Source organism: Echinimonas agarilytica, assembly GCF_023703465.1.
Classification (GTDB): domain Bacteria; phylum Pseudomonadota; class Gammaproteobacteria; order Enterobacterales; family Neiellaceae; genus Echinimonas; species Echinimonas agarilytica.
In genome coordinates, this window is the sequence record NZ_JAMQGP010000006.1 from 1 (window position 1) to 25,271 (window position 25,271).

The window sequence follows — 25,271 nt, forward strand, 5'->3', positions numbered from 1 at the left end:
AAGTTATGTCCCCGTTTTACGCGTTAAAAGTCTCCTGAAGCATATTAAAAACATGTGGAATGAAATGACAAATGTTGAATCGAATTGGGGCCACTCTGTGCATCATTGTGAGCTCAGTCAACTGTGCTCATGGCAACATCAAGAGTTCGTCTGAACATGCGGTTCAACAGCAATCTGTTCGGTTTAATCACGCTCAATTTTTAGGATCGCATAACAGTTATAAGAAGGCCGTTCATCCAACTGTCCTGACATTAATTACCTCGCATAACCCAAAATTATCGCGCCAGATTAATTATTCCCACATTGATCTCGATGCTCAGCTTGACGTGGGGCTAAGGCATTTAGAAATTGATGTGTTGGTCGATGATACGGGCGGTAAGTATGCGTATCCATTAGCAGAAAAGATTGCTGGAAGTCGTTTGCTAGATAAGGCTGAGCGCCAACAACTTCTTAAACCCGGTTTTAAAGTACTTCATATTCCTGACTTAGACATTTCATCGCATTGTCAGTTGTTTAGCGAATGCTTACATCAATTAACTGCTTGGTCTAATCGAAACCCTGAACATCTACCAATTTCGATCCTACTCAATGTAAAAGAAAGCCACATTAAATTCGTCAAAGGTACTATTCCGGAAGAGTTTGGACCTGCCCAATATCAAGCATTAGACCGTGTGATATTCAATGCTATCTCGGAGCAATCCCTCTTTAGCCCTGACTCGCTTCGAGCTCACTATGACTCACTTGATGAAGCCATTGAACAAGCAGGCTGGCCTTTGTTGAAGGACATGCGTGGGAAGTTCATCTTCATATTTGATGCCAACACTAAGCAACGAGAGTTATACCGAGATGAACACTTTGCTTTGATGGGGCGCGCCATGTTTGCCAGCTACGAACCTGGAGAGCCAGAGGCGGCAATTATGATCAGGAATAATCCTGTCGAACAATTTTCAGAGATCTCATCACTGGTTGATCAGGGTTACCTTATACGAACTCGAGCGGATGCTGATTTGTCCGCACCCACAGCTAAAAATCAGGCTCGATTCCAAGCTGCTAAAGCCAGCGGCGCTCAAGTTATTTCCACTGATTATTACCCCTCGTCACCGCAAGCGATAGAGAGTGGCTATCAAGTTTCATTTTCTGATGATTGTTTCGTGCAGTCCAATCAAAGGTTGCAGCGAGAGCATTCGTCAGTTGTTTGTTTTCAATCGCGCATTGCGCAATACACCCAATATTAATACGACTGGAGTATTCTCATGAATTTTTCGTGGACCAAAACAGCGGTATCGGTTGCTGTTCTATCTGCAATCACCACCACTTCTCTGACGGTGTCTGCTCAAGAAGAGTCAGTAGTCAACCCATCAGAAGTTGAGGCCATTGAAGTTAAGGGGTTTCGTAGCAGCTTAATTAAGGCTCGCGACTTAAAACGCAGTGCCAATGGTGCACAAGATTCGATTGTGGCAGAAGACATTGCAGACTTTCCTGACTTAAACCTTGCTGATGCATTGAATCGTATTCCGGGGGTCGCCATTACTCGTGAAGGTGGAGAAGGGCGTCAAATTTCTTTACGCGGTTTGGGCCCCGATTTTACTCAAGTGCAGCTCAATGGCATGGAAGCGCTGGGTAACTCTTCATCAGCAATGGATAGTCGCGGCGGCACATCGCGTTCTCGTGCATTTGACTTCAATATTTTCGCAGCAGAACTCTTTAGTCGAGTCGACGTTAGAAAAGCATTCTCAGCAGACATGGATGAAGGCGGCATTGGCGGTACGGTTAATTTAGAGACAGCAAAGCCTTTCGATTATGACGGATTTAAAGGAGCTGTGAGCGGCCAAGTAGGGCATAACTCCCTCGCTGACGATCTGAGTCCTCGAGTGGCAGCATTGGTGTCGAATACATGGGATGACTTTGGAGCGTTGATGTCGGTTGCTTACAGCACTCGTGACATCAATGAACAAGGTTACAACACCTATCGCTGGCGACAGAAAAATGCATCAGGAAGTGATATTTCGGGTCTGCCGCAACGAACTCAAGAGCTTATCAATAATGAAGAGCTGCACTTCTCACGCGGTAGTCGTAATTCCATCTTTTTAAATGATCAAGAGCGTTTGGGGATCACCACAGCATTTCAATACCGGCCTTCTCAAAGCCTGAATCTCGGACTCGATGTTTTATATGGTGAGTTGAACAATGATCGAGACGAGTACCATCTTCAAAGCCGAGGTTCGAGTTCAACCGCGTTAGGTTGCGGCGGGCCCGCTTATGCGGGCGATTTGACTTGCTCCGTGGTGAACGAGATTCGATACAACGATAAAAACGAAGTGATGTATTCAAACTTCTCTAACACATCGATTCATAGCGAAAGTCGCGAACAGTATGCCGATACTGAGTTTAAGCAGGTTGTGGCAAACGCGGAATGGCAGATGAACGATGACTTCGCCATTCGAGCATTAGTTGGGCATCAGAGTAGTGATTTCGAAACCGGTAGCGCTAAGGTCTACGTCGAGACATTTGGTGACTTAACCATTGATTATACCAATGATCGTTTTTATGGCACTAACTCATATGGCTTTGATACCACCGATATTCATCAGTTCAAATACCATGAAATTGATCTGCAGGAGACGGAAATCAATAGCAGTTTTGATACAGCCTCGTTGGATTTTGAGTATGTGTTGAATGACAGTTCGTATTTCACCGGTGGGGTGATATACAAGAAGTTTGAAAATGAAACAGGCCAGGTAGACGGCAAAGATTTAAACAAAAGTGAATGGTCCAACGGTACATTCAGCGATGACATTGCTGAGGGTGTAGCGTTTACTAACAGAGAGCATCAAAAACTGGCTTGGACGAGCGTTAATGTGAGCGATGTGCTCAATACATGGGCGATTGTTCGCAACCTTGAATCAGATCCCACCAAGGATGAAGTTGAAGAAGAAACGTTATCTGCATTTGCTCAATACAACATAGATATTGAAGTTCCCATCGGTGATTTACGCGGTGACATTGGGGTGCGTTATTACGACACTGAAATTACATCAACAGGTTTTTTGAACGACAACCAGATTGATGTCAGTAACGACTATTCTGACTTCCTGCCTGCATTAAATGTGGTTTGGGATGCTACAGATAACTTGGTGGTACGTGGCTCTGCTAGTCAAAATATTACCCGCCCATCGTTGGGTTCAATGAACGCAACCGGTAATGTAGTCAATGACCCTGACTCACCTTCAGGGCTGAATATTCAAGCAGGAAACCCGCTACTCGAACCGTATGAGTCGGTGAATCTTGATGCATCTTTGGAGTACTACTTCGATGAAGCAGGATATGCGGCTATTAGCTACTTCCATAAATCGATTGATAATTTCATTTTGGTTGAAACCTATGATCGACCATATGGTGAAACCGGCTACCCATTGGCATTTCTCGGAGCCAACCAAAATGCGAATACGTTATACACAGTCATACAGCCACAGAACGTAGATGATGCAGACATTAGCGGTATCGAAGTTGCGTTTCAAAGAGACTTAGATTTCTTGCCTGCGCCGTTTGATGGATTCGGTGTTATTGCCAACTATACCTATTCGGATGGGGAAACCTTGTATCGCAACGTGGGTGGTTCAGGTGAAGATGAATACAAGTCATTCCCTGGGTTGTCGGATCATTCAGGCAACTTCACGGTGTATTACGAGACTGACACATGGGGGGGGCGCATTGCATCATCTTACCGAAGCGACTACATCTCAACGGTGCAAGCAGGTAACCAAGACGAAGACGAGCGCGGTTTTCATTCAACCACGTACGTTGATTTCTCGGCTTTTTATCAAGTTAATGACAACTTAAAGCTGACCCTTGAAGGCTCAAATTTAACGGATGAACACGAAGAGCAATACTCAGATTCGGCTGACCGACTGTATAACACGACCGAGAACGGCCGTTCTTACTATGTAGGTTTACTTTACGACTTCTGATTTTAACTTCAAAAGTTCTTGTTGTAGCCCGCTTCGAAAGAAGCGGGCCTTTTTAGTTTTATTTGAGGCTAAGCTGTGTCATGAATATTGAGTTAATTAGAAAAATTGAAAATTCACACACTCTTCACAATTCAGTGTTACCGTACTTCAATTCCTTGGGGGCGGCAGTGATTGCGCCTCGCCAGCATTCATATTTTTTGGCGATGAATAATTCCATAACCTCTAAACTTAAAAGTATATCTGTGGACGATGGAGCCGCTTCGGATCAATTCTCAAATACATCTTTAGAGCTTGCCAGTCGCATTCCTCAAATACGAAATTTCATTGCCTCTAAAGTGCCAGATCGACAAGAAGTAGACGACCTAGTGCAAGACACGATATGTAAAACACTGTCTGCATCGATTAAAACCGACCTATCGAACCCATTGGCCTACGCCATTCAAGTGGCTAAATCTAACATCGTTGAACACTGGAAAAAGCAAAGCGTTCCTCATGTTGAAATTGAAGATGACATGAGCGTCACTGTTAAATCTCCAGAATCGCTTCACCTATCAGAAATGCGCAGTGCAGCAGTGTTAAACATCATTGGTGATATGCCCGAGCTACGGCGCAGCATTTTTATGAAGCGCCGTGTAGAAGGCTGGTCACGAAATCAAATCGCAAGCGAGTTTTCTGTTTCAGTTGAGGTGGTTAAAAAGCATTTAACCCGAGCTATGGTGACGCTAACTCTTGAATTAGAAAAACTCGACCTCGTAGAGGAGGACGGAAAATGAGTCAATTTACCCCACAATTCTCTGAGGACGTGCTGGAGGAAGCTGCGGATTGGCTGGATCAGATTCATGAATTGACCGCCCAAGAGCAAGCCGAATTGATGATTTGGTTGTCAGAGCCATCACATTATAGTGCGCTGATGTACATGAGCCGCGCGCTTGGTATTGCTGAAATCAACACAGTATTAGCAGGTTATAAAGACAACCCAATCGATATTCCGTTGCATCGCGTCACAAATGAGCTGGATCTTTCTAGCGGCGAAGCATCTTCTGCTCCCAAGAAAAAATCAGCAGCAAGGCATTGGTTAATCGCGGCATCGGTCTGTGCTTTTGTTGTGACTGCAAGTGTGTTGTTGAGCCAGCAGAGTCAGTTAGAAAATGAAGTAATCGCCAGCGTCTCCGTCCCCTTGCACACCCTATCTGCACCGATAGGGAAGAATGAGCAGGTTGAGTTAGACGACGGCACCAAGCTGCATATGAATAGCCATTCTACCTTGCATGTGAGTTTGACTAAGGATATTCGACAAACGCAGTTAGATTATGGCGAGGTGTATTTTGATGTGGCGCGTGATACTTCTCGCCCGTTTGTCATTCAAACCAGCTTTGCTGATATCGAAGTGTTAGGCACACGATTCAATGTTGATGCCCAAGGTGATGGCTTGACCGTTACGGTTGATGAAGGGCATGTTCGAGTGCGAGAACAGTACGACTTATACCCGGGCGATCGGTTATTTATCGACTTGCTAGGGCAGGTAGAAGTCACTCAGTTTGATGCAAAAAACAGAGCCGATTGGCGTTCGGGCTGGTTGGATATTACGGACGTGGAACTGGAAAAAGTCATTCAGCAATTGCAGCATTACAGCCCTAAAAAGTTAGTGGTTGAACCTTCTCTTGGTCAGCAAATGATGCTCTCTGGACGCTTCAATATTAGAACGCCGTCCGCAACACTAGCGCTTATTGGTGAATTGCACCAAGTCGATATTGTAGAGACGCCAGCCAATATTTATTTGAGTCGCATTAGATGATTAAAGGCTTCAGTTGGGCGAGAGTGTATTATTTCTCCCAATTGCTTGTTGGACTTTATACCACAAGCCTTGTTCCTATGGCGTGGGCCGAGGCTCCCAATATCCCACGCCAAGTAGCACTTTCTGCTGGGGAATTAAATCGTTCTCTGAGCGCACTATCCGAACAATTCAACATCGCTATTATCTCGGATGCCGGGATCGTCGAAGGGCTTGAAAGCCCCTCAATACAAGGTTCAATGAGCCTTGAATCAGCACTAAAAACAATATTAACTCCGCATCATTTGACAGCAAAAAGTACCCATGCAGGTATTCTCATTGAACGCTCAGAACCATCGGCTCCGCCATCCAACAATACGATACCAAAACAGCGCCAAGACACATTCGACAGATTAGAGGTTCACGGTTACAGCAATGCTCTAGAGTTGTCATATTCGGCTAAATACGCGTCTCAAGAGCTCAAAGAATATATGTTCGCAGACGAAATCGGTAAGTTGCCTGAACGCAGCATTGCTGAGGTACTTAACAGGATGCCGGGGGTGACTATCACACGAGAAGCGGGAGAAGGCAGGCAAGTCTCGGTGCGAGGATTAGATTCAGGTTTTACGCGAGTACAGTTCAATGGCATGGAGTCACTAGCGACAGGTGCGAGCATTGATTCGCGCGGGGGAGTCAATAATACTCGGAAGTTTGATTTGAATCTTATTCCTGCCGAGCTAATCCGCTCCGTTGAAGTCTATAAATCGAGCAACGCAAGCATTGATGGAGGCGGGATCTCCGGTACGGTGAACCTTAAAACTCCGTTGCCGCTTGAACTAAGTGACGAACAAAGCTCAATTTCTATTGAGCAAAGCTACAATGATTTTTCTGAAACGTGGGGGCATGGTGTGTCGGCTTTATTGAGCCGAATGAATGACACCCACTCGTTCGGAGTGGCGCTAAGTGGTGCATATGTTGACCGTGATACAACGGAAAAAGGGTATTCAACTATTCGGTGGGCACAAGGTGATTGGGGGAACCTGTATCAAGCTGGACGAACAGGGCAAAGTGTCAGTTCGACTGATATCGATAAGTTGGAATCAGGAGAAACGTACCACTCTCGATATAGCCGCTACGATGTATACCAACGGAATATAAAGCGAATTGCAGGATTAGTTTCAGCGCAGTGGCGACCCAATCAATCGGTTCAAGTGGCAGGCAATGTGATTGCAGGCAACATGGCTGTGCGTATGGATGAATATCACATTAGTTCATCGGGCTTGGCGGTCAATGATTTATCCGGTGTGATTGTGAATGAGGTTCACTTTGACGGCGACGATTTAGTGTATGCCGATTTAGACAACGTTGATTTAAGAACCGAGTACAACCGCGAGCGTCATCAAACAGATTATGTTCAAGCGCAACTTTGGATGGATTATGAGTTCAATTCAAAGACTCAAGTTACCGTCTCATTGGGTGCACAAAATGCCAAGTTCGACAGCCCTATCCACGACAAAGTCTATTTATGGTCACCTCAACAATCCTTTCGTTATGATTTTAGTCAGCATTCCCGTATTTCGGTGAATGACTATGGCGCAGGTTTGCACACCAAAGAAGACTGGTCTTTGTATCAAACCACACGAGATATCGATTTAGTGGAAAACCGCTTCGTTCAAACCAAGATAGATATAAATCATGAATTGTCGCCTTGGTGGGAGTTGAGAGCGGGAATTCAATATAAAACTTACCAAAATGAAAATGAACGGGTGCGTTTTCGAGACATAAGCATGCGCAATCAAAATGTTGCGGCGATTACCGAAAACTCTCCGGTGGATTATGGCAAAAATATGGGGGTGGTAGGGCTTCCTAGCACTTGGATTGTAGCGGGACATGATGCATTTTCGTCGTTATATGACGGTGATCCAACTCAGAACCAGTCGCCAGATTTGAGTGCCAAGTTGCGTGAATACTTGATTGCAGGGTATCTACAAACAGTTTTTGATGAACCTTTTGACGATATTCCATTGTCTGGGAATTTGGGGTTTCGTTGGGAATCTATTCGGCAACGCAGCCAGGGTACGATTGCCACGCCTGAAGAGCCTGAGATTTTCGACTCATTGCAACGCCATGCTCAAATTCTTCCTTCGATGAATTTGATTTGGCAGTTTTCCGAGAAAATACAAGCGCGATTCGCGGCAAATAGAAATTGGTCAAAAGCAGAGATTAGACAGCTTAATCCGTCGCATGCGATTAATGTGGGCGGGCAAAGTTTGAATCGCGGCAATCCTGAGTTAAAACCTATGGTTGCAGACTCCATTGATGTAGGGCTCGACTGGTTTTCACGTAATCAGCATTTTATTTCTGTGGGGGTATTTTACAAAGACATTGATTCATTAGTGCATGAAGAGTCTCGAATGCAGCCATTTTCAGAAACGGGACTTAGTCTTGATTTAATTTCTGATAGAGGTCAAGACGGTGACACTGTCTATTGGGTCAGTGAACCGACCAATGGCGATTCGGTTGAATTACTGGGTGCCGAGCTGTCGACCATGTTTTCGCTATGGCACAGCACTGATGGTGCGCCGAAACTCAGTTTTAATTACACCTTTAGTGATGCGCAAGATAGCTATTCGGTGGGAGATCAACGAGTGACTTCTCCTTTAATTGGCTTGTCGCGACATATCGGCAATGCCACGCTTTTTTACGACACTGCAAAATTTGGCTTTAGGGTGTCAGGAAACTATCGTTCGGCATACGTGCAGTCAGTGCCCAGTGGGAATAACAATGATGAAGACGGACTCAACAGCGCTTTCTATCTGGATATGTCGGGTTATTATCAATGGGCCGAGTCGATTCGGTTTGATCTGGAGATCTCAAACTTAACGGATGAAGTGTTTGATTTATATATCGACAGTAGCAACCGACCCTATAATTACACTCAGTCAGGCACAGAGTTTAAGGTCCAGTTGAATGTGCAAATTTAATCATTCGCAATGCGTTAGAGTGGCAATAGAGGCCATGCACCAGTCTAATTGATGTTGCAGTTGCTCGTTTGATAATCCCATTTGGGAAGCCGAACGTAGGCCCATTAATTGAACTTGAACGAAGGTTGCCACGTCATTTGGAGCAAGAGAACGGTCTATTTCCCCTGCATCTTGGATACTGTTGATGAGACCACAAAGTGCCCCTTGAAATGACTCAATATAAGCTTGGGCGGCTTGGCGGGCGCGGTGTTCGTGGTCTTCTATTTCTAATAACGTTTTAGCGAGCATGCAGGCGCGAGCCGCTTGATGCTGATTGCCTATCGATACGCTTTGAATAAATGTTCTCAGTGCATCTAAGCCGCAATCAGTTGAGTCTAAAGCTTGGTGAAATCGCAGTTCCATTTCGTTTTGGTATGCAGTAATCGCCTCAATGAAGATGCCATCTTTATTGCCAAACTCGGCGTAAATACTTGCTGGCCTCATATCAAGCTCAGCGCTTAGATCTCGCATAGAGGTTGCATGATAACCTTGTCGCCAAAACAACTCTTTGGCTTTTTGAGTGACATCTTCGCGGTCAAAGCGTTTAGGGTTTGGCATCAACAGCTTCCAAATTGAAAAGGGAACACGGAAGCATTTTAACTTGAACGAGTGATAAAGTAAAAGTGAGCCAAATGTTGTCTAAACGATTGCCTCACGGCACGGCTCTCTGAATTGGGTTGATAAGGGGGCAGAATGGTATACGACAATTCACAGAGAATTGCCGCATATGAACAAATCTAATTCAGTATTCGGCTACTCGCCATTATCGTGAACGCTCACTAGTTTTAATGGTGTGTTAGCTGGGCTGTTTGAATTGGAACCTGATAGTAAGTGCGTAATGTCACTGCAAATTAAATGCCCCTCAAAAACCACGATATCGGCATTGTTGAGTACGCATTTGGAAGCGTGCGCCAATGATGTTCTGACCGCCTGCCCAGTCTGGTTTTGGCAAGTGGCATGGAGCCTGTCATCTTCAATTGAAATACTGGAACAGTCTTTTTGATAAGATCCCAAAGGTAAGGATGGGTGATTCGGGGCAATCGCTCCGAATAATAAAGCGGCTACAGCAAAAGAAAAATAGAGCGCCATGAAATTCATGATCCTTGCTCCTGTTGGGGGTTGAACACAACAACATATGGGCGAAGTTTGAGTATCAAGGTTATGCCCAGCGATGGGTATTACACAGCATTACGAGCAGAATTTTAGCCCGACCTTACGATAAAAAAGGGCTCCGAAGAGCCCTTGATTAATGCGTTACAATTTACCGGCCCACACTACTACGGCGGTATCTCCGTTGTGTGTTCGGCTAAATACATAGGGCGCTTCACTCAAACGTTGATGTTGACCCGCTCCAATTGCCACATGACGTTTACGGAACTGAGCAACTTTTTGCCAATGAGCTAGCAAGTCAGCGCGTGGTCCTTGAATCGAGCCCCAGTTCATATCTGATCGAGTTCCTTGGTGCGGATCGCTACCGCTCGGCCCTTTAGAACGTGCGGATTCATCACCATAGTAAACTTGCACTGCGCCGGGTAAAAACATGAAGGGGGCTGCTATATCCTTTTGATCTTGCAGATTGCGAGTCATGTTCCCAAATGCCAATTTAGTGTCGTGAGACGAAATATATGTCAACATATTGAAACTGTCGTCGGTATTAATTTTACTGGCATAGTGTTGGTAAACTTCGTCGGCATCGGCCATGCAATTCATGACTTTTTCAGCATCTTCATTTTGAAAATCAAAGTTAATGAGTGAATCGAATCCTGAATCGAAGTATCCATTGCGGGCAACACCTTGTGCCCAGACTTCTCCGGTCATCCAGAAATCGTTGTCGTCTAATACTTTGTCGGGGTTCGCTTGTTTCCATTCTGTGAATGCTTGCTGAGACCGAGTTTTAAGTGCAGCCCAAGACTCCAATTCAACATGTTTTGCGGTGTCGACTCTGAAGCCATCAATGCCATATTCGAGAACCCAATCAGATAACCAATGAGTGATGTAATCGCGAACGGTATAGCCTTCTATTTTAACCGCGTTGGTATCTTTTTTATTGCGATAGAAGATGGGTAGATCGACGACCTTGTTAGACTCAGTTTTAAAGTCGGGCAAGTAAGCTAAAGATTTGGTAATTTCGTCGTAGCCCGGGTCATCGTAGTCGGCAATATCTGTTCTTATCCAATCTTTGCCCCACCAGTTCATCCAATTCTCATCGGTGAAGTTCACATAGTGGTTGAAGTCATGCCAAGACTCGTAGCCTTTGGGTTTCCAATCAGTCCATTTCTCAGTGCCAAATAACTCAGCCGGTGATTTATCTTTGTTAAAGAAACCACCAAAGCCATATTCCTGCATGTCGGCTAAGGTTGCATAGCCGGTATGGTTCATCACAATATCGAACACCACGCGAATGCCTCGGGCATGCGCTTCATCAACAAATTCTTGAAGGTCTTCGTTGGTGCCCATATTGGCATCAAGTTTGGTGTAATCCATCACATAGTAGCCGTGGTAGGCATAGTGCTTAAAATCACCGTTGTTGCCACCACCAACCCAACCATGGACCTGCTCGTAAGGCGCGGTGATCCAAATGGCCGTCATGCCTAAATCAGCAACGTAATCGAGTTTTTGAGTGAGGCCCTTGAGATCGCCTCCGTGAAAGGTGCCAATTTCTTTGTCGCCATCTTGGGTGCGGCCATAACTGTTGTCATTGCTCGGATCGCCATTGTTAAAACGGTCGGTCATCACGAAGTAAACCGAGGCATTGTCCCAGCTAAATTCAGAAGGTTGGTGATTGGCTTGTTCTAAAAGCATTAATCCACGGCTTTGTGCTGCGGGCGTCATAGTGAGCTTGCCATTGGCTACGGTGGCGATATTGCCACTGTAGAAATCAACCACTTCAGATCCTTCTGCGAACGCTCCTCCCACCGAGAAAGTGACTTCGCCACCATCCCAAGAGGGGCATGTTTTAGTGATTGCAGGCGTAAGTGCGACGGGCTTTTTGGGTGACAGAGCAATATTCAATGCTGCGTTGGACTCGGAGGTGTCGAGCGTAATTCGGTAGGAAGCCTGTCGAAATAACTTAATCGTAAATGGTTGCTCTTCATGACATGCATTGGAGGCATAGTCGCGATTGAGTTTCAGTCTTTCAGCAATATCTGAACCATAGCGTGTACCGCAGGTATCGGACTGATCGGCAATTTCAAATTGATGTTCACCTTTAGGAAGTACGATATCGACTTGGTAAATGTGGCCGTCTTGAGTCATTGGAGTGGAGGTGCTCCAATCGTTCATTGAGCCTTTGAGATAAAGTGATGTTGTTGGCGTGCTGTTGCAAGCTGAGACAAGAGCGCAGAGCGCAAATGCTGCGGTCAGCTTTGCCGGCATATTTTTATGCATGATGGTTCTCTTTTTTGTTTTAGCCTTGAGTACCGCTAGCCTGCGGTTACTTTAAATTAGCATAGATGAATCTTTTGATTTGCCTCTTGGTTATCAGAATGTGAGCAAGCCTCAAAAGAGACCGGTTCCAACTGGGGTTGGCTGAACGCGTCATTTTTATATGGCTATGACATACCCGAAATTTGGCGATAAAGACGTGGGTGGATGACGATGCATGTCAGTGATTTTCAGACGTTGCAACGTGTGGAGAATCGGCTCATGCAGACGTTATGTTGTTGTGCCTAATCGCTAATAAAATTGTTCTAACGCTTTCAAAAATCGTCTGCTATGGTTAATAAGTGTGCACTTTAGCTTAAATGCCGAGGTGCACCTTACCCACAGGAAAGGACGGCGCTGATGGACGTTTTTGACAATTGGTCTGAATCTAAGGCTTGTCACGATGGATCTTCAGCAGGAAAAGCAATCGTAGTCATGACCGTTGCAGAAGAAGCGGATTGGATCGATACATTTTATCCTGACTCTAGGTCTGTTATGCATGCCGTAAAAGTGGTGAACAGTGTTCCTTATGATGTGCATGTGATGCGCGACTCTAAGGGTGAAGAACAACAGTTGTATTTTGACTTAACGTACTGCCATCGTTAATTGTTAAACCACTTCTTAACATGATTAAAAAAGGCGTGAGGTTGTTAAACCGCACGCCTTTTTTCTATTGTTAATGACTATTGATTAAGCTTGGCTTGCACGATATTCGTCGTACGTGCCTTGGAAGTCGATTAGTTTTTTGTCTTTAATCTCAACAATACGTGTCGCCAATGATTGAACAAACTCGCGGTCGTGACTGACAAAAATCAAAGTGCCTTCGTAATGCTCAAGAGCCAAGTTGAGCGCTTCAATGGCTTCCATATCCAAGTGGTTGGTGGGTTCATCCATCAACAATACGTTGGTTTCTTGCATCATTAATTTGCCAAACAGTAGACGGTTTTTCTCGCCACCAGAGCAAACGTTTACCAGCTTTTTGTAATCGTCGGCCGAGAACAACAAACGCCCTAACATGGCACGAACAATTTGGTCGTCATGGCCGGGTTTGCGCCATTGGCTCATCCAATCGAAGATATTGATTTCTTCGTTGAAATCCGAAGTGCTATCTTGTGGACAGTAGCCTAGCGTGGCGTTTTCAGACCATTTGATAACACCTTCGTTGGCACTTAATTCATTCATCAAACAACGCAGGAATGTTGTTTTACCGGCACCATTGTCACCAATGACCGCTAAGCGAGTTCCGGCTTCAATGATCATGCTGCCGTCGCTGAATAAGGTTTCACCGTCGAATCCATGCGCCATGTTTTCAAGAATCAATGCTTGGCGATGCAATTTTTTTTCTTGAGGGAAACGAATGAAAGGGCTCACGCGACTTGAAGGCTTGATATCTTCAAGTTGAATTTTATCGATTTGACGCGCACGTGATGTTGCTTGCTTTGCTTTTGAGGCGTTTGCAGAGAAGCGGCTGACAAATTGCTGCAGCTCGGCGATTTGAGCTTTTTTCTTCGCATTGTCAGATTGCTGTTGTTCACGGGCTTGGGTCGATGCTGTCATGAAGTCATCGTAGTTACCCGGATACACGCGAAGTTCGCCGTAATCGATGTCGGCCATGTGCGTACACACTGCATTCAAGAAGTGACGGTCATGCGAAATAATGACCATGGTACTTTTGCGCTCGTTAAGAATGTTCTCCAACCAGCTAATGGTTTCGATGTCTAAGTTGTTGGTAGGTTCGTCGAGCAATAAAATATCAGGATCGGAGAACAAGGCTTGGGCCAAAAGTACACGCAACTTCCAACCCGGAGCCACTTCGCTCATGGGGCCAAAATGCAACGACTCTTCAATACCTGCACCCATTAAAATTTCGCCTGCTCGGCTTTCTGCGCTGTAGCCGTCCATTTCGGCAAACTGAGTTTCTAACTCAGCGACTTTCATACCGTCTTCTTCCGACATTTCAGGCAATGAGTAGATACGATCGCGCTCTTGCTTGATTTCCCAAAGCTCTTTGTGCCCCATGATCACGGTATCAACTACGGAGTATTCTTCAAACGCAAACTGGTCTTGATGAAGTTTACCGACACGCTCATTTGGAGTGATGTTCACGTTTCCTGAGCTAGGTGCCAAAGTGCCATCCAGAATTTTCATGAAGGTTGATTTGCCACAGCCATTAGCGCCAATGAGGCCATAGCGATTACCACCGCCAAACTTAACGGAGATATTTTCGAATAATGGTTGTGCACCAAACTGCATGGTGATGTTTGCGGTAGAAATCAAAAGGGATATTCCTGAGCTTAAAGAGACAAAAGTTTAACGCGCGTACTATAGGGATTTAAGCTTCAAAAATCGAGTGAAACTGTGTGAATTTTATCCGTTTGCAGTGCTTTCAAGGCAAATCTTGGGACCCTAGCGTCAAAAATAGATAAAGGCAGTGATTTTGCTGTAAAGCTTTGGAGCATCGCAGTGCCGTATTCTGTGGGGAGTCGGAATACGGCACCTAATCAAGGAGTGGGTTATTTTTTCTCCCAAGGCATGAGCTCAATGTGGTTCGGGTAGTATTTTTTGATGAACTGCCCCTCGTCAGCGGCTCGCTGCACTTTGCGCTTGAAATCGGCAGCGGTATCACCGGGATTCCAAAACCATTCACTGGGTTCATGAGAATTAAAAATGTGTTTTACTTGGGCGATCACTGAAGGGTAAAGAGCCGCCACATCGGCTTGCAGCATGGCGTCATCTTCGATCAAATATAGCTGAATGGGTGTGTTGGGGTGCGGACGGAAAGCGTACCAAGGACCCATGCGAACGGCTTGCTCATTATTTTTATAGAAATACATGGGGCGCTGATTTGGAATGGCGTTGGGTTTGCTGTCTATCAGCGGGAGTAAACTATAGCCTTCAACTTTTTGCGCTAACGGTTGCGATGCAATATCGGCAAATGTAGGAAATAAATCGGGCAGCCATACGGGTTGGCTGATCACCTGGGCTTTCTCCTGATTGGGTAATTTCATGAACATTGGAATACGCATGCCGGCTTCTAACACGCCGAACTTACCCCCTCTTAGTTGTCCTTTATTTTGTAAAAATTCATCTTCGAGCCAAACACGGGTGCCGTCTTCAAGTTGAGAAGGGGTGTGCATCGAATAGCCATTGTCGGAGGCGAATACGATGAGAGAATTGTCATACAAGTTGTTGTCTTTTAGCGTCTCAATAATTCGACCTACCGAAATATCAAGCCGCTGTACCATTGCCCCCCATTCACGCGCGTAAGTTGACATATCATGGCGATCCTTCAGCTGTCTGAAATCGTCCGTGATCGTCGGCCCATGAGGCAAGTTCGATGCAAAGTAGAGCAAAAATGGCTGTGCCTTGTTGTGCTCGATGAATTCAATCGCTTTGCGATCGAACAAATCTGGGGCGTAGGTTGCTTGGGTTAAATCAACTTTGATGAGCTTGCCTTCATCATCATAGTAATCTTCAAATTGCTGTTCTTTTTTACGTCTGTCCTGTCCATAAAGTGTGTACAAATCGAAATCATCATTGGCCTGAAACTCAATGATTTCGTTGTTTTCATACAACCTGAGTGGAAAGTAGGAATGGGCTTCGTAGTGGGTTAAATAACCGTAGTGATAGTCAAACCCTTGCTTTAGAGGGTTGCCTGTAGTGTCTATGTAACCAAGCCCCCACTTTCCTACAACACCGGTGATATAGCCCGCTTGTTGCAACATTTTGGGGAAGGTGTAGAGGTTGTCAGGCAGCACTTCAAAACCACGAGCACTGCTGTTTAAACGAATGGGTTGCTTGTCAACGCTCATCCCTGTGAGCAAGGTTCCTCTTGAAGGTGCGCATTCCGGCGCGCCTGCATAGGCCTGCGAGAAACGTACCGATTGACTCGACAATTGATCGAGGTGAGGCGTGGAGAAATTCGTTTGGCCGTATGCGGATAAGTCTCGGTAACTTAAATCATCGGAGAAAATAAAAATGATGTTCGGTTGAGTTTTGACCTGCTGATCCTTCGCAGGCAGAACTGGGGGCTCTGAGATTGAGCACGCGCTGATAGATATCGCGATCGAGCCCGCGATGGCATATTTAAAGAACGTCATAATCACTCGTATTACGATAGAAAACATCGGCCTGTATGGCACTTTGAAAGTGCGGCAATATTTTCATACCCGGCCCCTAGATTCACGGCGATTACATGGGGTTCTGGGTTCACAACCAAATTTACTCCTGCATTTAGCCAATTGGGTCTAGCTGCCGGAATAAGTCGTGGACTTAAGATGTGGTGAGCTGAGCCTTGATTAAGCGTTCAGAAAGTACCGGTGTAGCAGAAGGGAAGATATTGCTCAATTGGGAATGATTCATGCCCCAGTGCTCAGCCATTGCTGTTGCGATCCAAGAAAAACTATTGGAGGTTGGGCGTAAATCGCGTTGTTCAAACAAATTGTCTTGACTAAGCCCGGGCCAGTCTCCGAGTACTCGTCCGCCATTTACCGCGCCGCCTGCAAAAAACAGTGCGCTTGCCGTGCCGTGATCGGTACCGCCCGTGCCATTTTCTTTCGCTGTTCTGCCAAATTCAGTGCCCACAATGACTAACGTATTTTGCCATTGCTGACCTAATTCTTGTTTAAGTTCAGCCAGACCTGCGTCTAGTTCTTTGAGGCTACGTTTGAGCCTGTTGGCTTGACCTTTGTGGGTGTCCCAACCACCAAGCTCTAACATTGCGCAATCCATAGTTTTGGAGCTGACCATTAATTTCGCGCAGGAGCGGGCTAGATCGACAAACTTTCCGCGTTGATTTTTAGCCCGATCAGAACCTGCTTTGTTTTGCAGATCTAGGCCATTTTGCAGTAGTGCATGAAGCTGCTCATCGCCTTCATATAATTTCATGAGTGCGTTGTACGTGTCGGCCGTGGCATCTTTCAATTGCGTGGGATACCAAGTACTGACCGAATCCGTACTCCTCAAACTAATGGGAGTGGCTCTGGCAAGTGCTAAGGCTTCGGTTTGTTTGGCGTGAACAGCTCGGCCTAACCAACCGGAATCATAGTCAATATGCCCCGTTCCCGACTCTAGAAAGTCTTGACCGTCAAAGTGAGAGCGTGCGTTGTATCCGGATGAAACCGCCACTACTGGAAGTAATTCTTTATTGTGAAACCACGAGTGCAAGTGCGTCAGACTTGGGTGAAGTGCATAGCCATCCCTGAGCGGTAATAGCGCTTTACTAATGCTTGGATATAGTGTGGGGCGGAGTTTGGGCAAGTCTTTGTCAAATGTCGGTACAAGTGTATGTAGCGGATCTAGCGCCCCCCGGAGCATTACCCAAATGACTTTGGGCGTTGTTTTTTGAGTGGCGCTCATCGCAAAATGTGGCACAGAGAGGAGCGATAAAGACGCACCTGATAATTTTAATAAATCACGGCGTTTCATTGTTATCTCCTTATGAACTCAGGGCTCATTAATAGCAGCGTAAGAGCTTGTTCACGGCTCTCTGCACGAAGGACTGAACGGTAGGTATTGTCGCTGACTGATAACCCAAGCGTTTGGGCCAAAATGCGCTCAGCATTAAAGTTTTGTTGGGCAGCGACTGCTGCGCTCCAATCGATACGCGCCATCATTGCACTTGCTCCGGCCCAGCTTGAAGCCACATCGCTGTACCCCGCAGGCGACCCGGCTTTAAACGGCTGTTGACCTAGAGTTTTGAGCGACTGAATGAGCTGGCGCTCGGTGGTTTTTTGCATGCCTACAGCCCGCATTGTTGAAATAACAAATTCTCTTGGCGTTTTAAATTTTTGGCGTTGGGTTTGCCAAGATTCATTGGCATCAATTAAGGTTTCAATCACTGCTTTGATGTTGCCTTGAGTACGCTGCCATGTTTGAGTGAGTTTCTCCACCAAAGATGTGGGGGGCTGGTCAGCAATAAAGTGTCGAGCCAATTTTGTACACAGATGCTGCGCTGTTTTGGGGTGATTGGCTAGAAACTTCAACATGGCTTGGCCTTGCTTTACGCCCGACTCAGGGTATGAGCTATTGAGCAAGGTGCGTGTTCCAGGTTCATGGCCTCGGTCTCGGAATATAAAGCCAGTACGCTTATCTTTTTTGGGGCGAGCAACGCTCCAACCGCTGAGACCTTTGGCCAGTTCAACCACATCGGTTTGGGTATAGCCGCTGTTTACGCCCAAAGTATGAAGCTCCAAAATCTCACGTGCTAGGTTTTCATTCAGGCCCTTTCCGCGTTTACCCATTTTGGAGTTGGGGCCAAATGACTGTTCGTTGTTCAGATAAATCAGCATGGCTGGGTGTTGAGACACAGCCAGCAACATCTGCTCAAATGAGCCCGTCAGGTAGGGGGCAATTGCTTCTCTTTCTAACGTGGGAGCCAGTGCAACCATGACTTGCCCAGCGGCTGTGACACTGAAATGATTTGAGAAGAAATCGAGTAAGCGCCAACTCAGACTCTGCCGTGACTCAATGGCGGAGGTCATTGCAGCTGCGGCCATTTGCAGCGCAACACGAGGAAATTGGGGTTTTGCCATCTTCATGTTGGCGTTCTTTTCAGCTTTTGCTTTATCAACACGATATTGGTTGAGTTGCTCTGCCAGTGCGCCCGATGAAGGAAAGTTGTCATTAAATAAAATGGGAACAAGTTGCTGCTTGAGCCACTGTTTTGGATTGTTCGATGCTGAGTTTAACTCAGTCGGCAATGCTCCCAAACCAAATCGATTAGCGGCGATCACGCCATTCACTGTAATCGTCATGAGTTCCCACTTAAATAACCAATGCCAAATGCATGTTATTAATTTAAAGCGTTTTTATTAGAGCTCCATTGCTTTTACGATTTTTTACCTAGAGTTGAGACATCAGCTGGGCAAAGTGTGTGAGACTATTGAATTGTAAGATTAGAATGATGATATCTATGTCATGCATTGAAACCTATTGAAGAGGAATTCACTTTGGCTCAAAAAGTATCGACCTCGGCATTGGCTAAAAAATGGGGACTGCAATCTAAGCAGTTGTTTCAAAAGTTAGCGGAGTCAGGCTTGATGGTGCGAGAGGAGGACGGTTGGCATTTGACCCGCGTTGGCCGAGCAAGCGGTGGCGAAGAGAAAACACACCCAAAGTACGGTGACTACGTGGCTTGGCCGGAAACTTTGACGCTCCAATCGGTTGAACAAATCGAACAGTCTGTGGGTGAACCTAAATTACTGACCGCGCGTCAATTGGCTCAGCATTTTGATATTCCCAGCCACAAAATGAATTTCGTATTAGCGGAATTAGGCTGGCTGCAAAAGGCGATTAAAGGTTGGAAATGCTCGGCGCAAGGACTCAAGTTAGGAGCTCAGCAAAAAGAAGATTTTCGGTCAGGTGTGCCTTATGTTGCATGGCCTTCAAGCATCATCGACAATCAATTTCTTAAGTCGTCCATCGTTCACATCAATGCTTCTCTCATGCCCCTTGCTGAGTCGAGTGGTGAGTATCGATCGTTAGACGGGCACACGGTGGCCCTTCCGCAGCATGTTGCCATTGATAATTGGTTGTATGTCGCTGAAATTTTGCACGCCTATGGGCGTCAGCTGCCTATTGTGAACTCTTCTGAATCGCCCATTAAAAGTGATTTTTATCTTCCCTCTGCCAATGTTTATATCGAATACTTAAACTCAACTGAGCATTTAGAACCAGAGCAAAAGACGGCGGAAATTATGGCACAGTCTAAAAAGAAATCCTTGTATGACAAGCAAGGGCTGAATGTGATTTTTTTGTCGGATGATGACCTGAACCAATTGGATGAAGTGCTAGCAAAGAAGTTACTGAAATATCAGATCTTGGCTTATTAACGACGTCCTCTATTCATCATATTAATTACCTTCAAGCAAAGACAGCGCAGACTCTGGTAACCGATTCGCTTGTAGGGTAATAGCAGTTCCTGCCTGTTGAAGAATTTGTTGCTTCACTTGCTGTGACGCTTCTTTCGCGTAGTCGGTGTCGCGGATGCGGCTTCTTGAAGCAGAGGAATTTTCGGCTGTTACAGCTAGGTTGGAAATCGTGTGCTGTAGCCTGTTTTGCACAGCACCTAATTCAGCTCGAACCGAGTCCACTTGCGAAATAGCTGAATCGACGATTTGAATCGCAAATTGAGCGCCATTCTGTGTCGATACATCAATGTCATTCACACTCACAAGTGAGGCTTGCTGATCGTTGTATCCTGCGGAGTCGATACTGAATGACGAATCGCTAGAAAACTGGATATTGCCGTGAATGACGATGGGGTCGAACAGTGTCATATTCAGAGCAGTTTCTTGCACGGAATTGAAAGGCTCATCTCTATCGATGGCTTTGACAAGGGCTGTTGATCCTGTCGGATTGCTACTTGCGTCTGTGATTGTAATGTTGTCTTTAGCTTCACTTCGAATAATCAAGGTATCGTTCTCAACATTTGCTCTAAGGCCGATATCTGTGCTGCTTTGATTAATCTGGTTTGCAATATCATGCAATGAATAAGCTTGATTGAAGTGCAGGGTTTGGCCGTTGGTGTTTAAATCAAACGTAAGCGGGTGGGTGTCGATATTGTCGGCTTCAATCACAAAATCTGTGTATGAAGAGGCTGTCACTCCTGTTAAATGACTGGCCTGATTCACTTGTTGCACAATCGAGTCTGGTGTGGTGTTGCGAATGGCCGGAATATTAATAGTGGTCGTTCCTACATGGCCGGCTATCTGCAGTTGGGAAGGCGGTAATGCCGTATATCCTACAAAGTTTTGTGGGAATGAATGGCGATCGGCACCCCACCAAGGAGCTGCTGCGAAATTTCCTCCAATGGAGTCGCCAGATAGATCTGGGATGGTCAGCGGGATAATTTCGTTTGCTGCTGCGCCCACTTGGAAATCTTTTGAACCAAACGAACCATCAAGTAAATTTTGTTCGCCAAAGGTTGTGGTTTCGGCGATGCGAGTGATCTCTTTTTGAAGTTCTGAGATTTCTTCTTGTATGGCTTTTCGATCGCTTACTGCATTTGTACCGTTAGCTGATTGTATGGCCAAATTACGCATTCTTTGCAGAATTGTAACGGTTTCTTGTAACGCTCCTTCAGCCGTTTGTGCCATTGAAATGCCATCATTGGCATTGCGGATAGCAACACTCAAGCCACTAATCACAGAAGAGAGCCGATTCGAAATTTGCAAACCTGCTGCATCATCTTTTGATGAATTAATACGCAAACCGGAGCTTAGCTTTTGCAAAGATGAGTCGAGCTTTAGACTCGATTCGCGCAAGTTGCTTTGACTGGTAATAGCCGCGTTATTGGTGGCAATTGAAAAAGCCATTGAAGAAGAATTCCTTTACATCCATTAAGCGGCAATAGTTTGCAGCCTATACAGGGGCGCATTTTTGCCGTTTAGACTTCGAACGTGATTCAAAGGTGTCAAATTTAACGTGTTGGATTTAAAAGCAATTTATGTGCCGAGGTTGACGTTAATCTTTTTCTGGATTTCTATGGAAATAGCTTTAACAGCTTAATCGTCACTCTTTACTCTAATCGCGTTGATAATCGTTCTCATATCAGTATAAAATGATACGTTATAACATTGTTGTTTGCTCGCATCGAATGAAACTCTAAACGGGCTCCAAAATATAGTGAAGGAACAATTCATGAGCAGTAAAGTTCAAACCCTCGATGGAATCGCCATTGGAATCTCATTCTTGTGTGTATTGCATTGCGCGCTACTGCCAATTGCTTTGACGGTATTGCCCGCACTAACTGGCACCTTGTTTGCGGACGAATCATTTCATCAAGCGTTAGTTGTTGGAATTGTACCGACCAGTGCGATCGCTTTACTAATGGGATGTAGAAAGCATGGCCATTGGACAGTATTAAGCTGGGGGCTTGCTGGGTTAACATGCCTGCTGTTAGCTTTGTGGGTGGGGCACGATATATTCGGCGAGTTTGGTGAGAAAGGCCTCACTCTGTTGGGTTCTTTTTTGGTGGCGATAGGGCACCTTAAAAACTTCCGTTCGTGCCGGGCAGAGCAATGTCAAAAGGCGTAATGGCTTCTAAAGGGTCATTAGTGTAGACCGAATAGGCATGTTTGATGTGTATGAAACGCGTCAAACGGTTCTCAATTTATATATCTTTTCAACCCACCTATTGAAACGGAGTCCAGTCAATGCGTCTAGCTCCTCTTCTATCTATTGATAAAACGCGAACGTGATGAGTAAACCACTGCAACATATTCCAACCAATATCATTACGGGTTTTCTTGGCGTAGGAAAAACAACAGCTATTTCTTATTTGCTCAGAAGCAAGCCAAAGCACGAACGCTGGGCCGTTCTGGTCAATGAGTTTGGCGAAATTGGGATTGATGGCAGTTTACTTCAGGGGCGACATCCGCACGATGAAGAGGTGTTTGTGGCCGAAGTACCAGGTGGGTGCATGTGTTGTGTGATGGGAATGCCCACCAAAGTCACACTCAATAAGCTGCTAAATCAGGCTCAGCCAGATCGCTTGCTGATCGAGCCTACGGGGCTTGGTCACCCACAGGAAGTTTTAGATCTGCTCGCATCAGAACACTACCAACAGGTACTTGATGTTCGTTCAACAATCACCTTGGTTGACCCGCGGGTGATCTCAGATGAGCGCTATACCGACCACCCAATCTATAATCAGCAGCTACAGGTGGCAGACCTGATTGTGGCTAATAAATCAGATTGCTATGACGAAACAGCAGTGGACAACCTTCGGGCTTATGTAAACACATTGGGCTCTGGCAAAGTGTGTTCTGTTGTTTCGGTTGAGCAAGGACGTATTGAATTGGATTGGCTTGATTTCATGCAAGTGTCCGCATCAGTGCTGTCATCCGAAGTTAAACAGCAACACGGCACGCACAAGATCTTTCATCATGTATCTGATCAAGAGATGGCGACTGCAGCGGAAGAGCCGAATTCTGACGAAAAAATACCTGCCGAAGGGTACATCGAGGTACGAAATCACAAGGGTGATTATTTTAGTCGCGGCTGGCGATTTGATGCGTCTTGGGTGTTTGATATTGAACAAATTATAAAGTCGTTTAAGACATTAGATTGCGAACGAATGAAAGCTGTGTTCAATACCGAACAGGGAGCTAAGGGCTTTAGTTTGATCGGTGGTGAGTTGCAAGTGGGGCCCTTGCAGCAATCACAAGGAAATCGTATTGAATTGATAGACCGCAGCAAACACTCCTTTGACCACCTACTGAATCAATTGCTTGCGTCGGTACTGCGGTAATCTATCGAAAAATTCTTGCATCATTGCAGACGGAGCGAAGTGCTTGTTCTGTTGAGTTTTGCACTTCCTTGTTGTTGGTCGCTTAACCACTGAACTTCGATAGTTTCGAGGTTTTTCATTGGCTCGAAGAGTGCGACCGAAACTGACGTGACGGTTGCGGAGCATGTATAACGGTAATGCGATTTTAAATTGCTGTGAGCCGAGTGTTCTTTATGCTGTTCATCATGGTGTTCGTTATGTTCTCCATGGTGGTCATCATGTTCCTCATGATGCTTATCTTGAACCGCTGAAAGTTCCGTTGAATCAAAAGGCAATTCAAGCTCTTGATGCATTAAAGTGCACTCCGCGCCCTTAAATCCAAAGTGCGGATGAGTTTTAAGGTTATGCACAGCGTCTAAATAAGTCTTCGTTTGAGTCGGCGTTTCCGGCTTGTGTTCAAAGCCAACTAAATTCGCCAATGGTGATTCAAATTCAATTTCCAGCTCTTGCCCTTGCTGCACAAGATTTAGGTGGGCTAAACCGTGTTGGTGAGCATCAAATTCGGCCAATGACTGAATAGGATAACCCATTGTAGCAAGTGCTAATAAAGTGGCTTTTAAGGTGTGGTTTGGGCGTGTCATTGTAGCGCTCTCGATGGGTTTAACGGGTGACTGATGTACGGGCTGTTTCCGAAGAAGAAGGTTGGCTACCCACTACATTGACAAGGAGATAGCTATATTTTGAAGTTGCTTCTCCGTCGACGAGTGCAGTCAACTTACCACGTACGGTATAGGTTCCTGGGCGATCAGAAGAAAGCGTAAGATGGAGCGAATGATCCGTGCCAGAGGCGAGTGATTGATTTTGGTTACCATCGAGCTGCAAGGAGTCGCTAGAATGCCAAGAGATCGTTGCCTCATGATAGGTGTTTGGCAGTCCGACAGAGTACGGTACCTGAGCAGGTTGGCCCGCTCGTACTGTTAGTCGAGGTGCAATGGAAAGATCCATGGCTTGAGATAAGGCTGCGGTTCGCGCTGATTTTGCATTCAAATTTGCATTGATGGCAGCATAACCAAACCCCACTGGTCCGTGATTATCGCATCCGAATGCAGATACCGTCGACAGGCACAGTGCGGTGCCTAAGGCTATATGGGCACTCCTGTTGAGAATCGTTTGCATACTAGTGGCTCGCTTGTAAGAGAAATTCATGATCCAACATCGGCTGTACCTTATTCGGAGTAAGGTTCTATTGAGTCCACTTCCAACGTGTAGGCTGCAGTGCCCTGTTCGCTTTCAGTGCTTTCTATTTTCAACGTTCCTTCAAGCCAAAACGCATCTTGAAATGAGCTGAGTTTCACGCCTTTCGGGTACTTAACGTACACAATTTGATTGGGCGGTGGAGGCGGCAGGTGCAGACATGCGCCAAAGTATGGCACCACGAGAAACTCCACGGCGGTATACTCATCGGTCATTTCCAACGGTACAACAAATCCGGGTAGCCGAATGCTAGTGTTATCAAAACTACGGATCACGTCCGTCGATTCAAGGGCTTTCAAATAGCGTTGAGTTGCTTCATCCTCCGCGCCCGATAACCCTTCCACTGAGTCTTGATCACTGCCATCTGCAATATTCCCAATGCTTTCTGGAGGGCTGAGCAGTGCCTCCAAATCTTCAGCGGGCATCAATTCAATCCACTCGATCTGGCGATAATTGTCTGCCTTTGCAGTCGCACTAAAAGCCAATAGAACGGCAAGAGTAATGCTCAAGGCAATGTTAAAATTACGGCACAACATGGTCAGCGTTCCAAGGGATATCGAATCATATTAAAATGTTATAACATAACGGGTGTCGATAAT

20 protein-coding genes are annotated in these 25,271 nt (G+C 45.7%); 9 read left to right on the forward strand and 11 right to left on the reverse strand.

The features are described 5' to 3' along the window. The first annotated feature begins 71 nt into the window (after positions 1–71). The 5 genes from NAF29_RS11745 to NAF29_RS11765 all read left to right on the forward strand — a co-directional run bounded on the left by NAF29_RS11745 (position 72) and on the right by NAF29_RS11765 (position 8,723). On the forward strand, positions 72–1,235 hold the full coding sequence (locus NAF29_RS11745; protein WP_251261766.1) for a Ca2+-dependent phosphoinositide-specific phospholipase C: 1,164 nt from the start codon (positions 72–74) through the stop codon (positions 1,233–1,235). A gap of 18 nt (positions 1,236–1,253) precedes the next feature. Then, positions 1,254–3,968: a TonB-dependent receptor gene (locus tag NAF29_RS11750; RefSeq protein WP_251261767.1), complete on the forward strand. Its 2,715-nt coding sequence runs from the start codon at positions 1,254–1,256 to the stop codon at positions 3,966–3,968. 80 nt (positions 3,969–4,048) lie between these two features. After that, a complete protein-coding gene (locus NAF29_RS11755) occupies positions 4,049–4,741 on the forward strand; it encodes an RNA polymerase sigma factor (RefSeq protein WP_251261768.1) in 693 nt (230 codons plus the stop codon). Next, positions 4,738–5,763, forward strand: a complete 1,026-nt coding sequence (locus NAF29_RS11760; RefSeq protein ID WP_251261769.1) for a FecR family protein — start codon at positions 4,738–4,740, stop codon at positions 5,761–5,763. Before NAF29_RS11755 ends, NAF29_RS11760 begins: the two co-directional genes overlap by 4 nt. Further along, positions 5,760–8,723 (forward strand): TonB-dependent receptor, encoded by a 2,964-nt coding sequence (locus tag NAF29_RS11765; RefSeq protein WP_251261770.1) that lies wholly within the window; start codon positions 5,760–5,762, stop codon positions 8,721–8,723. Before NAF29_RS11760 ends, NAF29_RS11765 begins: the two co-directional genes overlap by 4 nt. On the opposite strand, the gene NAF29_RS11770 is transcribed toward NAF29_RS11765, so the two are convergent. The 3 genes from NAF29_RS11770 to NAF29_RS11780 form a co-directional block, all read right to left on the reverse strand. After that, complete coding sequence (locus tag NAF29_RS11770; RefSeq protein ID WP_251261771.1) at positions 8,724–9,320, reverse strand: TetR/AcrR family transcriptional regulator; 597 nt, start codon at positions 9,318–9,320, stop codon at positions 8,724–8,726. Between the two features lie 195 nt (positions 9,321–9,515). Continuing rightward, entirely contained in the window at positions 9,516–9,860 is a 345-nt protein-coding gene (locus NAF29_RS11775; protein WP_251261772.1) for a hypothetical protein, read from the reverse strand. Positions 9,861–10,016: 156 nt separating this feature from the next. After that, on the reverse strand, positions 10,017–12,149 hold the full coding sequence (locus NAF29_RS11780; RefSeq protein WP_251261773.1) for an alpha-amylase: 2,133 nt from the start codon (positions 12,147–12,149) through the stop codon (positions 10,017–10,019). A gap of 396 nt (positions 12,150–12,545) precedes the next feature. Between NAF29_RS11780 and NAF29_RS11785 the strand changes: the two genes are divergently transcribed. After that, positions 12,546–12,791: a hypothetical protein gene (locus NAF29_RS11785; RefSeq protein ID WP_251261774.1), complete on the forward strand. Its 246-nt coding sequence runs from the start codon at positions 12,546–12,548 to the stop codon at positions 12,789–12,791. 84 nt (positions 12,792–12,875) lie between these two features. Here NAF29_RS11785 and NAF29_RS11790 read toward each other — a convergent pair whose 3' ends face one another. The 4 genes from NAF29_RS11790 to NAF29_RS11805 all read right to left on the reverse strand — a co-directional run bounded on the left by NAF29_RS11790 (position 12,876) and on the right by NAF29_RS11805 (position 18,940). After that, positions 12,876–14,462, reverse strand: a complete 1,587-nt coding sequence (locus tag NAF29_RS11790) for an ABC-F family ATPase (protein ID WP_285817740.1) — start codon at positions 14,460–14,462, stop codon at positions 12,876–12,878. Positions 14,463–14,698: 236 nt separating this feature from the next. Beyond that, the gene (locus NAF29_RS11795) at positions 14,699–16,285 is read right to left on the reverse strand and encodes a sulfatase-like hydrolase/transferase (RefSeq protein WP_251261775.1); all 1,587 of its coding nucleotides are present in this window, start codon (positions 16,283–16,285) and stop codon (positions 14,699–14,701) included. A gap of 172 nt (positions 16,286–16,457) precedes the next feature. Continuing rightward, positions 16,458–17,612: a DUF1501 domain-containing protein gene (locus tag NAF29_RS11800; RefSeq protein WP_251261776.1), complete on the reverse strand. Its 1,155-nt coding sequence runs from the start codon at positions 17,610–17,612 to the stop codon at positions 16,458–16,460. A 2-nt stretch (positions 17,613–17,614) separates the two neighbouring features. After that, the gene (locus tag NAF29_RS11805; RefSeq protein ID WP_251261777.1) at positions 17,615–18,940 is read right to left on the reverse strand and encodes a DUF1800 domain-containing protein; all 1,326 of its coding nucleotides are present in this window, start codon (positions 18,938–18,940) and stop codon (positions 17,615–17,617) included. Positions 18,941–19,135: 195 nt separating this feature from the next. On the opposite strand from NAF29_RS11805, the gene NAF29_RS11810 reads away from it, so the two are divergent. Beyond that, positions 19,136–20,017 carry a glycerol kinase gene (locus tag NAF29_RS11810; protein ID WP_251261778.1) on the forward strand — a complete coding sequence of 294 codons (882 nt, stop codon included), beginning with the start codon at positions 19,136–19,138 and terminating at the stop codon, positions 20,015–20,017. Between the two features lie 21 nt (positions 20,018–20,038). Here NAF29_RS11810 and NAF29_RS11815 read toward each other — a convergent pair whose 3' ends face one another. Next, positions 20,039–21,502 carry a flagellin N-terminal helical domain-containing protein gene (locus NAF29_RS11815; RefSeq protein ID WP_251261780.1) on the reverse strand — a complete coding sequence of 488 codons (1,464 nt, stop codon included), beginning with the start codon at positions 21,500–21,502 and terminating at the stop codon, positions 20,039–20,041. A 325-nt stretch (positions 21,503–21,827) separates the two neighbouring features. Between NAF29_RS11815 and NAF29_RS11820 the strand changes: the two genes are divergently transcribed. Together NAF29_RS11820 and NAF29_RS11825 are read left to right on the forward strand one after the other, a co-directional pair. Then, the gene (locus NAF29_RS11820) at positions 21,828–22,223 is read left to right on the forward strand and encodes a MerC domain-containing protein (protein WP_251261781.1); all 396 of its coding nucleotides are present in this window, start codon (positions 21,828–21,830) and stop codon (positions 22,221–22,223) included. Positions 22,224–22,386: 163 nt separating this feature from the next. Beyond that, the gene (locus tag NAF29_RS11825) at positions 22,387–23,439 is read left to right on the forward strand and encodes a CobW family GTP-binding protein (RefSeq protein WP_251261782.1); all 1,053 of its coding nucleotides are present in this window, start codon (positions 22,387–22,389) and stop codon (positions 23,437–23,439) included. A gap of 20 nt (positions 23,440–23,459) precedes the next feature. On the opposite strand, the gene NAF29_RS11830 is transcribed toward NAF29_RS11825, so the two are convergent. The 3 genes from NAF29_RS11830 to NAF29_RS11840 are packed head-to-tail and all read right to left on the reverse strand — an operon-like array spanning position 23,460 to position 25,208. Next, positions 23,460–24,059, reverse strand: coding sequence for a ZrgA family zinc uptake protein (locus tag NAF29_RS11830; RefSeq protein ID WP_251261783.1), 600 nt, complete (start codon positions 24,057–24,059; stop codon positions 23,460–23,462). A 19-nt stretch (positions 24,060–24,078) separates the two neighbouring features. Further along, positions 24,079–24,594 (reverse strand): hypothetical protein, encoded by a 516-nt coding sequence (locus NAF29_RS11835; protein WP_251261784.1) that lies wholly within the window; start codon positions 24,592–24,594, stop codon positions 24,079–24,081. A 50-nt stretch (positions 24,595–24,644) separates the two neighbouring features. After that, the gene (locus NAF29_RS11840; RefSeq protein ID WP_251261785.1) at positions 24,645–25,208 is read right to left on the reverse strand and encodes a DUF3299 domain-containing protein; all 564 of its coding nucleotides are present in this window, start codon (positions 25,206–25,208) and stop codon (positions 24,645–24,647) included. Positions 25,209–25,271: the final 63 nt, after the last annotated feature.

Coding starts and splice junctions, on each gene's coding strand:
- NAF29_RS11745 (WP_251261766.1), top strand. CDS start 72: ATGTTGAATCGAATTGGGGCCACTCTGTGCATCATTGTGAGCTCAGTC.
- NAF29_RS11750 (WP_251261767.1), top strand. CDS start 1,254: ATGAATTTTTCGTGGACCAAAACAGCGGTATCGGTTGCTGTTCTATCT.
- NAF29_RS11755 (WP_251261768.1), top strand. CDS start 4,049: ATGAATATTGAGTTAATTAGAAAAATTGAAAATTCACACACTCTTCAC.
- NAF29_RS11760 (WP_251261769.1), top strand. CDS start 4,738: ATGAGTCAATTTACCCCACAATTCTCTGAGGACGTGCTGGAGGAAGCT.
- NAF29_RS11765 (WP_251261770.1), top strand. CDS start 5,760: ATGATTAAAGGCTTCAGTTGGGCGAGAGTGTATTATTTCTCCCAATTG.
- NAF29_RS11770 (WP_251261771.1), bottom strand. CDS start 9,320: ATGCCAAACCCTAAACGCTTTGACCGCGAAGATGTCACTCAAAAAGCC.
- NAF29_RS11775 (WP_251261772.1), bottom strand. CDS start 9,860: ATGAATTTCATGGCGCTCTATTTTTCTTTTGCTGTAGCCGCTTTATTA.
- NAF29_RS11780 (WP_251261773.1), bottom strand. CDS start 12,149: ATGCATAAAAATATGCCGGCAAAGCTGACCGCAGCATTTGCGCTCTGC.
- NAF29_RS11785 (WP_251261774.1), top strand. CDS start 12,546: ATGGACGTTTTTGACAATTGGTCTGAATCTAAGGCTTGTCACGATGGA.
- NAF29_RS11795 (WP_251261775.1), bottom strand. CDS start 16,285: ATGACGTTCTTTAAATATGCCATCGCGGGCTCGATCGCGATATCTATC.
- NAF29_RS11800 (WP_251261776.1), bottom strand. CDS start 17,612: ATGAAACGCCGTGATTTATTAAAATTATCAGGTGCGTCTTTATCGCTC.
- NAF29_RS11805 (WP_251261777.1), bottom strand. CDS start 18,940: ATGACGATTACAGTGAATGGCGTGATCGCCGCTAATCGATTTGGTTTG.
- NAF29_RS11815 (WP_251261780.1), bottom strand. CDS start 21,502: ATGGCTTTTTCAATTGCCACCAATAACGCGGCTATTACCAGTCAAAGC.
- NAF29_RS11820 (WP_251261781.1), top strand. CDS start 21,828: ATGAGCAGTAAAGTTCAAACCCTCGATGGAATCGCCATTGGAATCTCA.
- NAF29_RS11825 (WP_251261782.1), top strand. CDS start 22,387: ATGAGTAAACCACTGCAACATATTCCAACCAATATCATTACGGGTTTT.
- NAF29_RS11830 (WP_251261783.1), bottom strand. CDS start 24,059: ATGACACGCCCAAACCACACCTTAAAAGCCACTTTATTAGCACTTGCT.
- NAF29_RS11835 (WP_251261784.1), bottom strand. CDS start 24,594: ATGCAAACGATTCTCAACAGGAGTGCCCATATAGCCTTAGGCACCGCA.
- NAF29_RS11840 (WP_251261785.1), bottom strand. CDS start 25,208: ATGTTGTGCCGTAATTTTAACATTGCCTTGAGCATTACTCTTGCCGTT.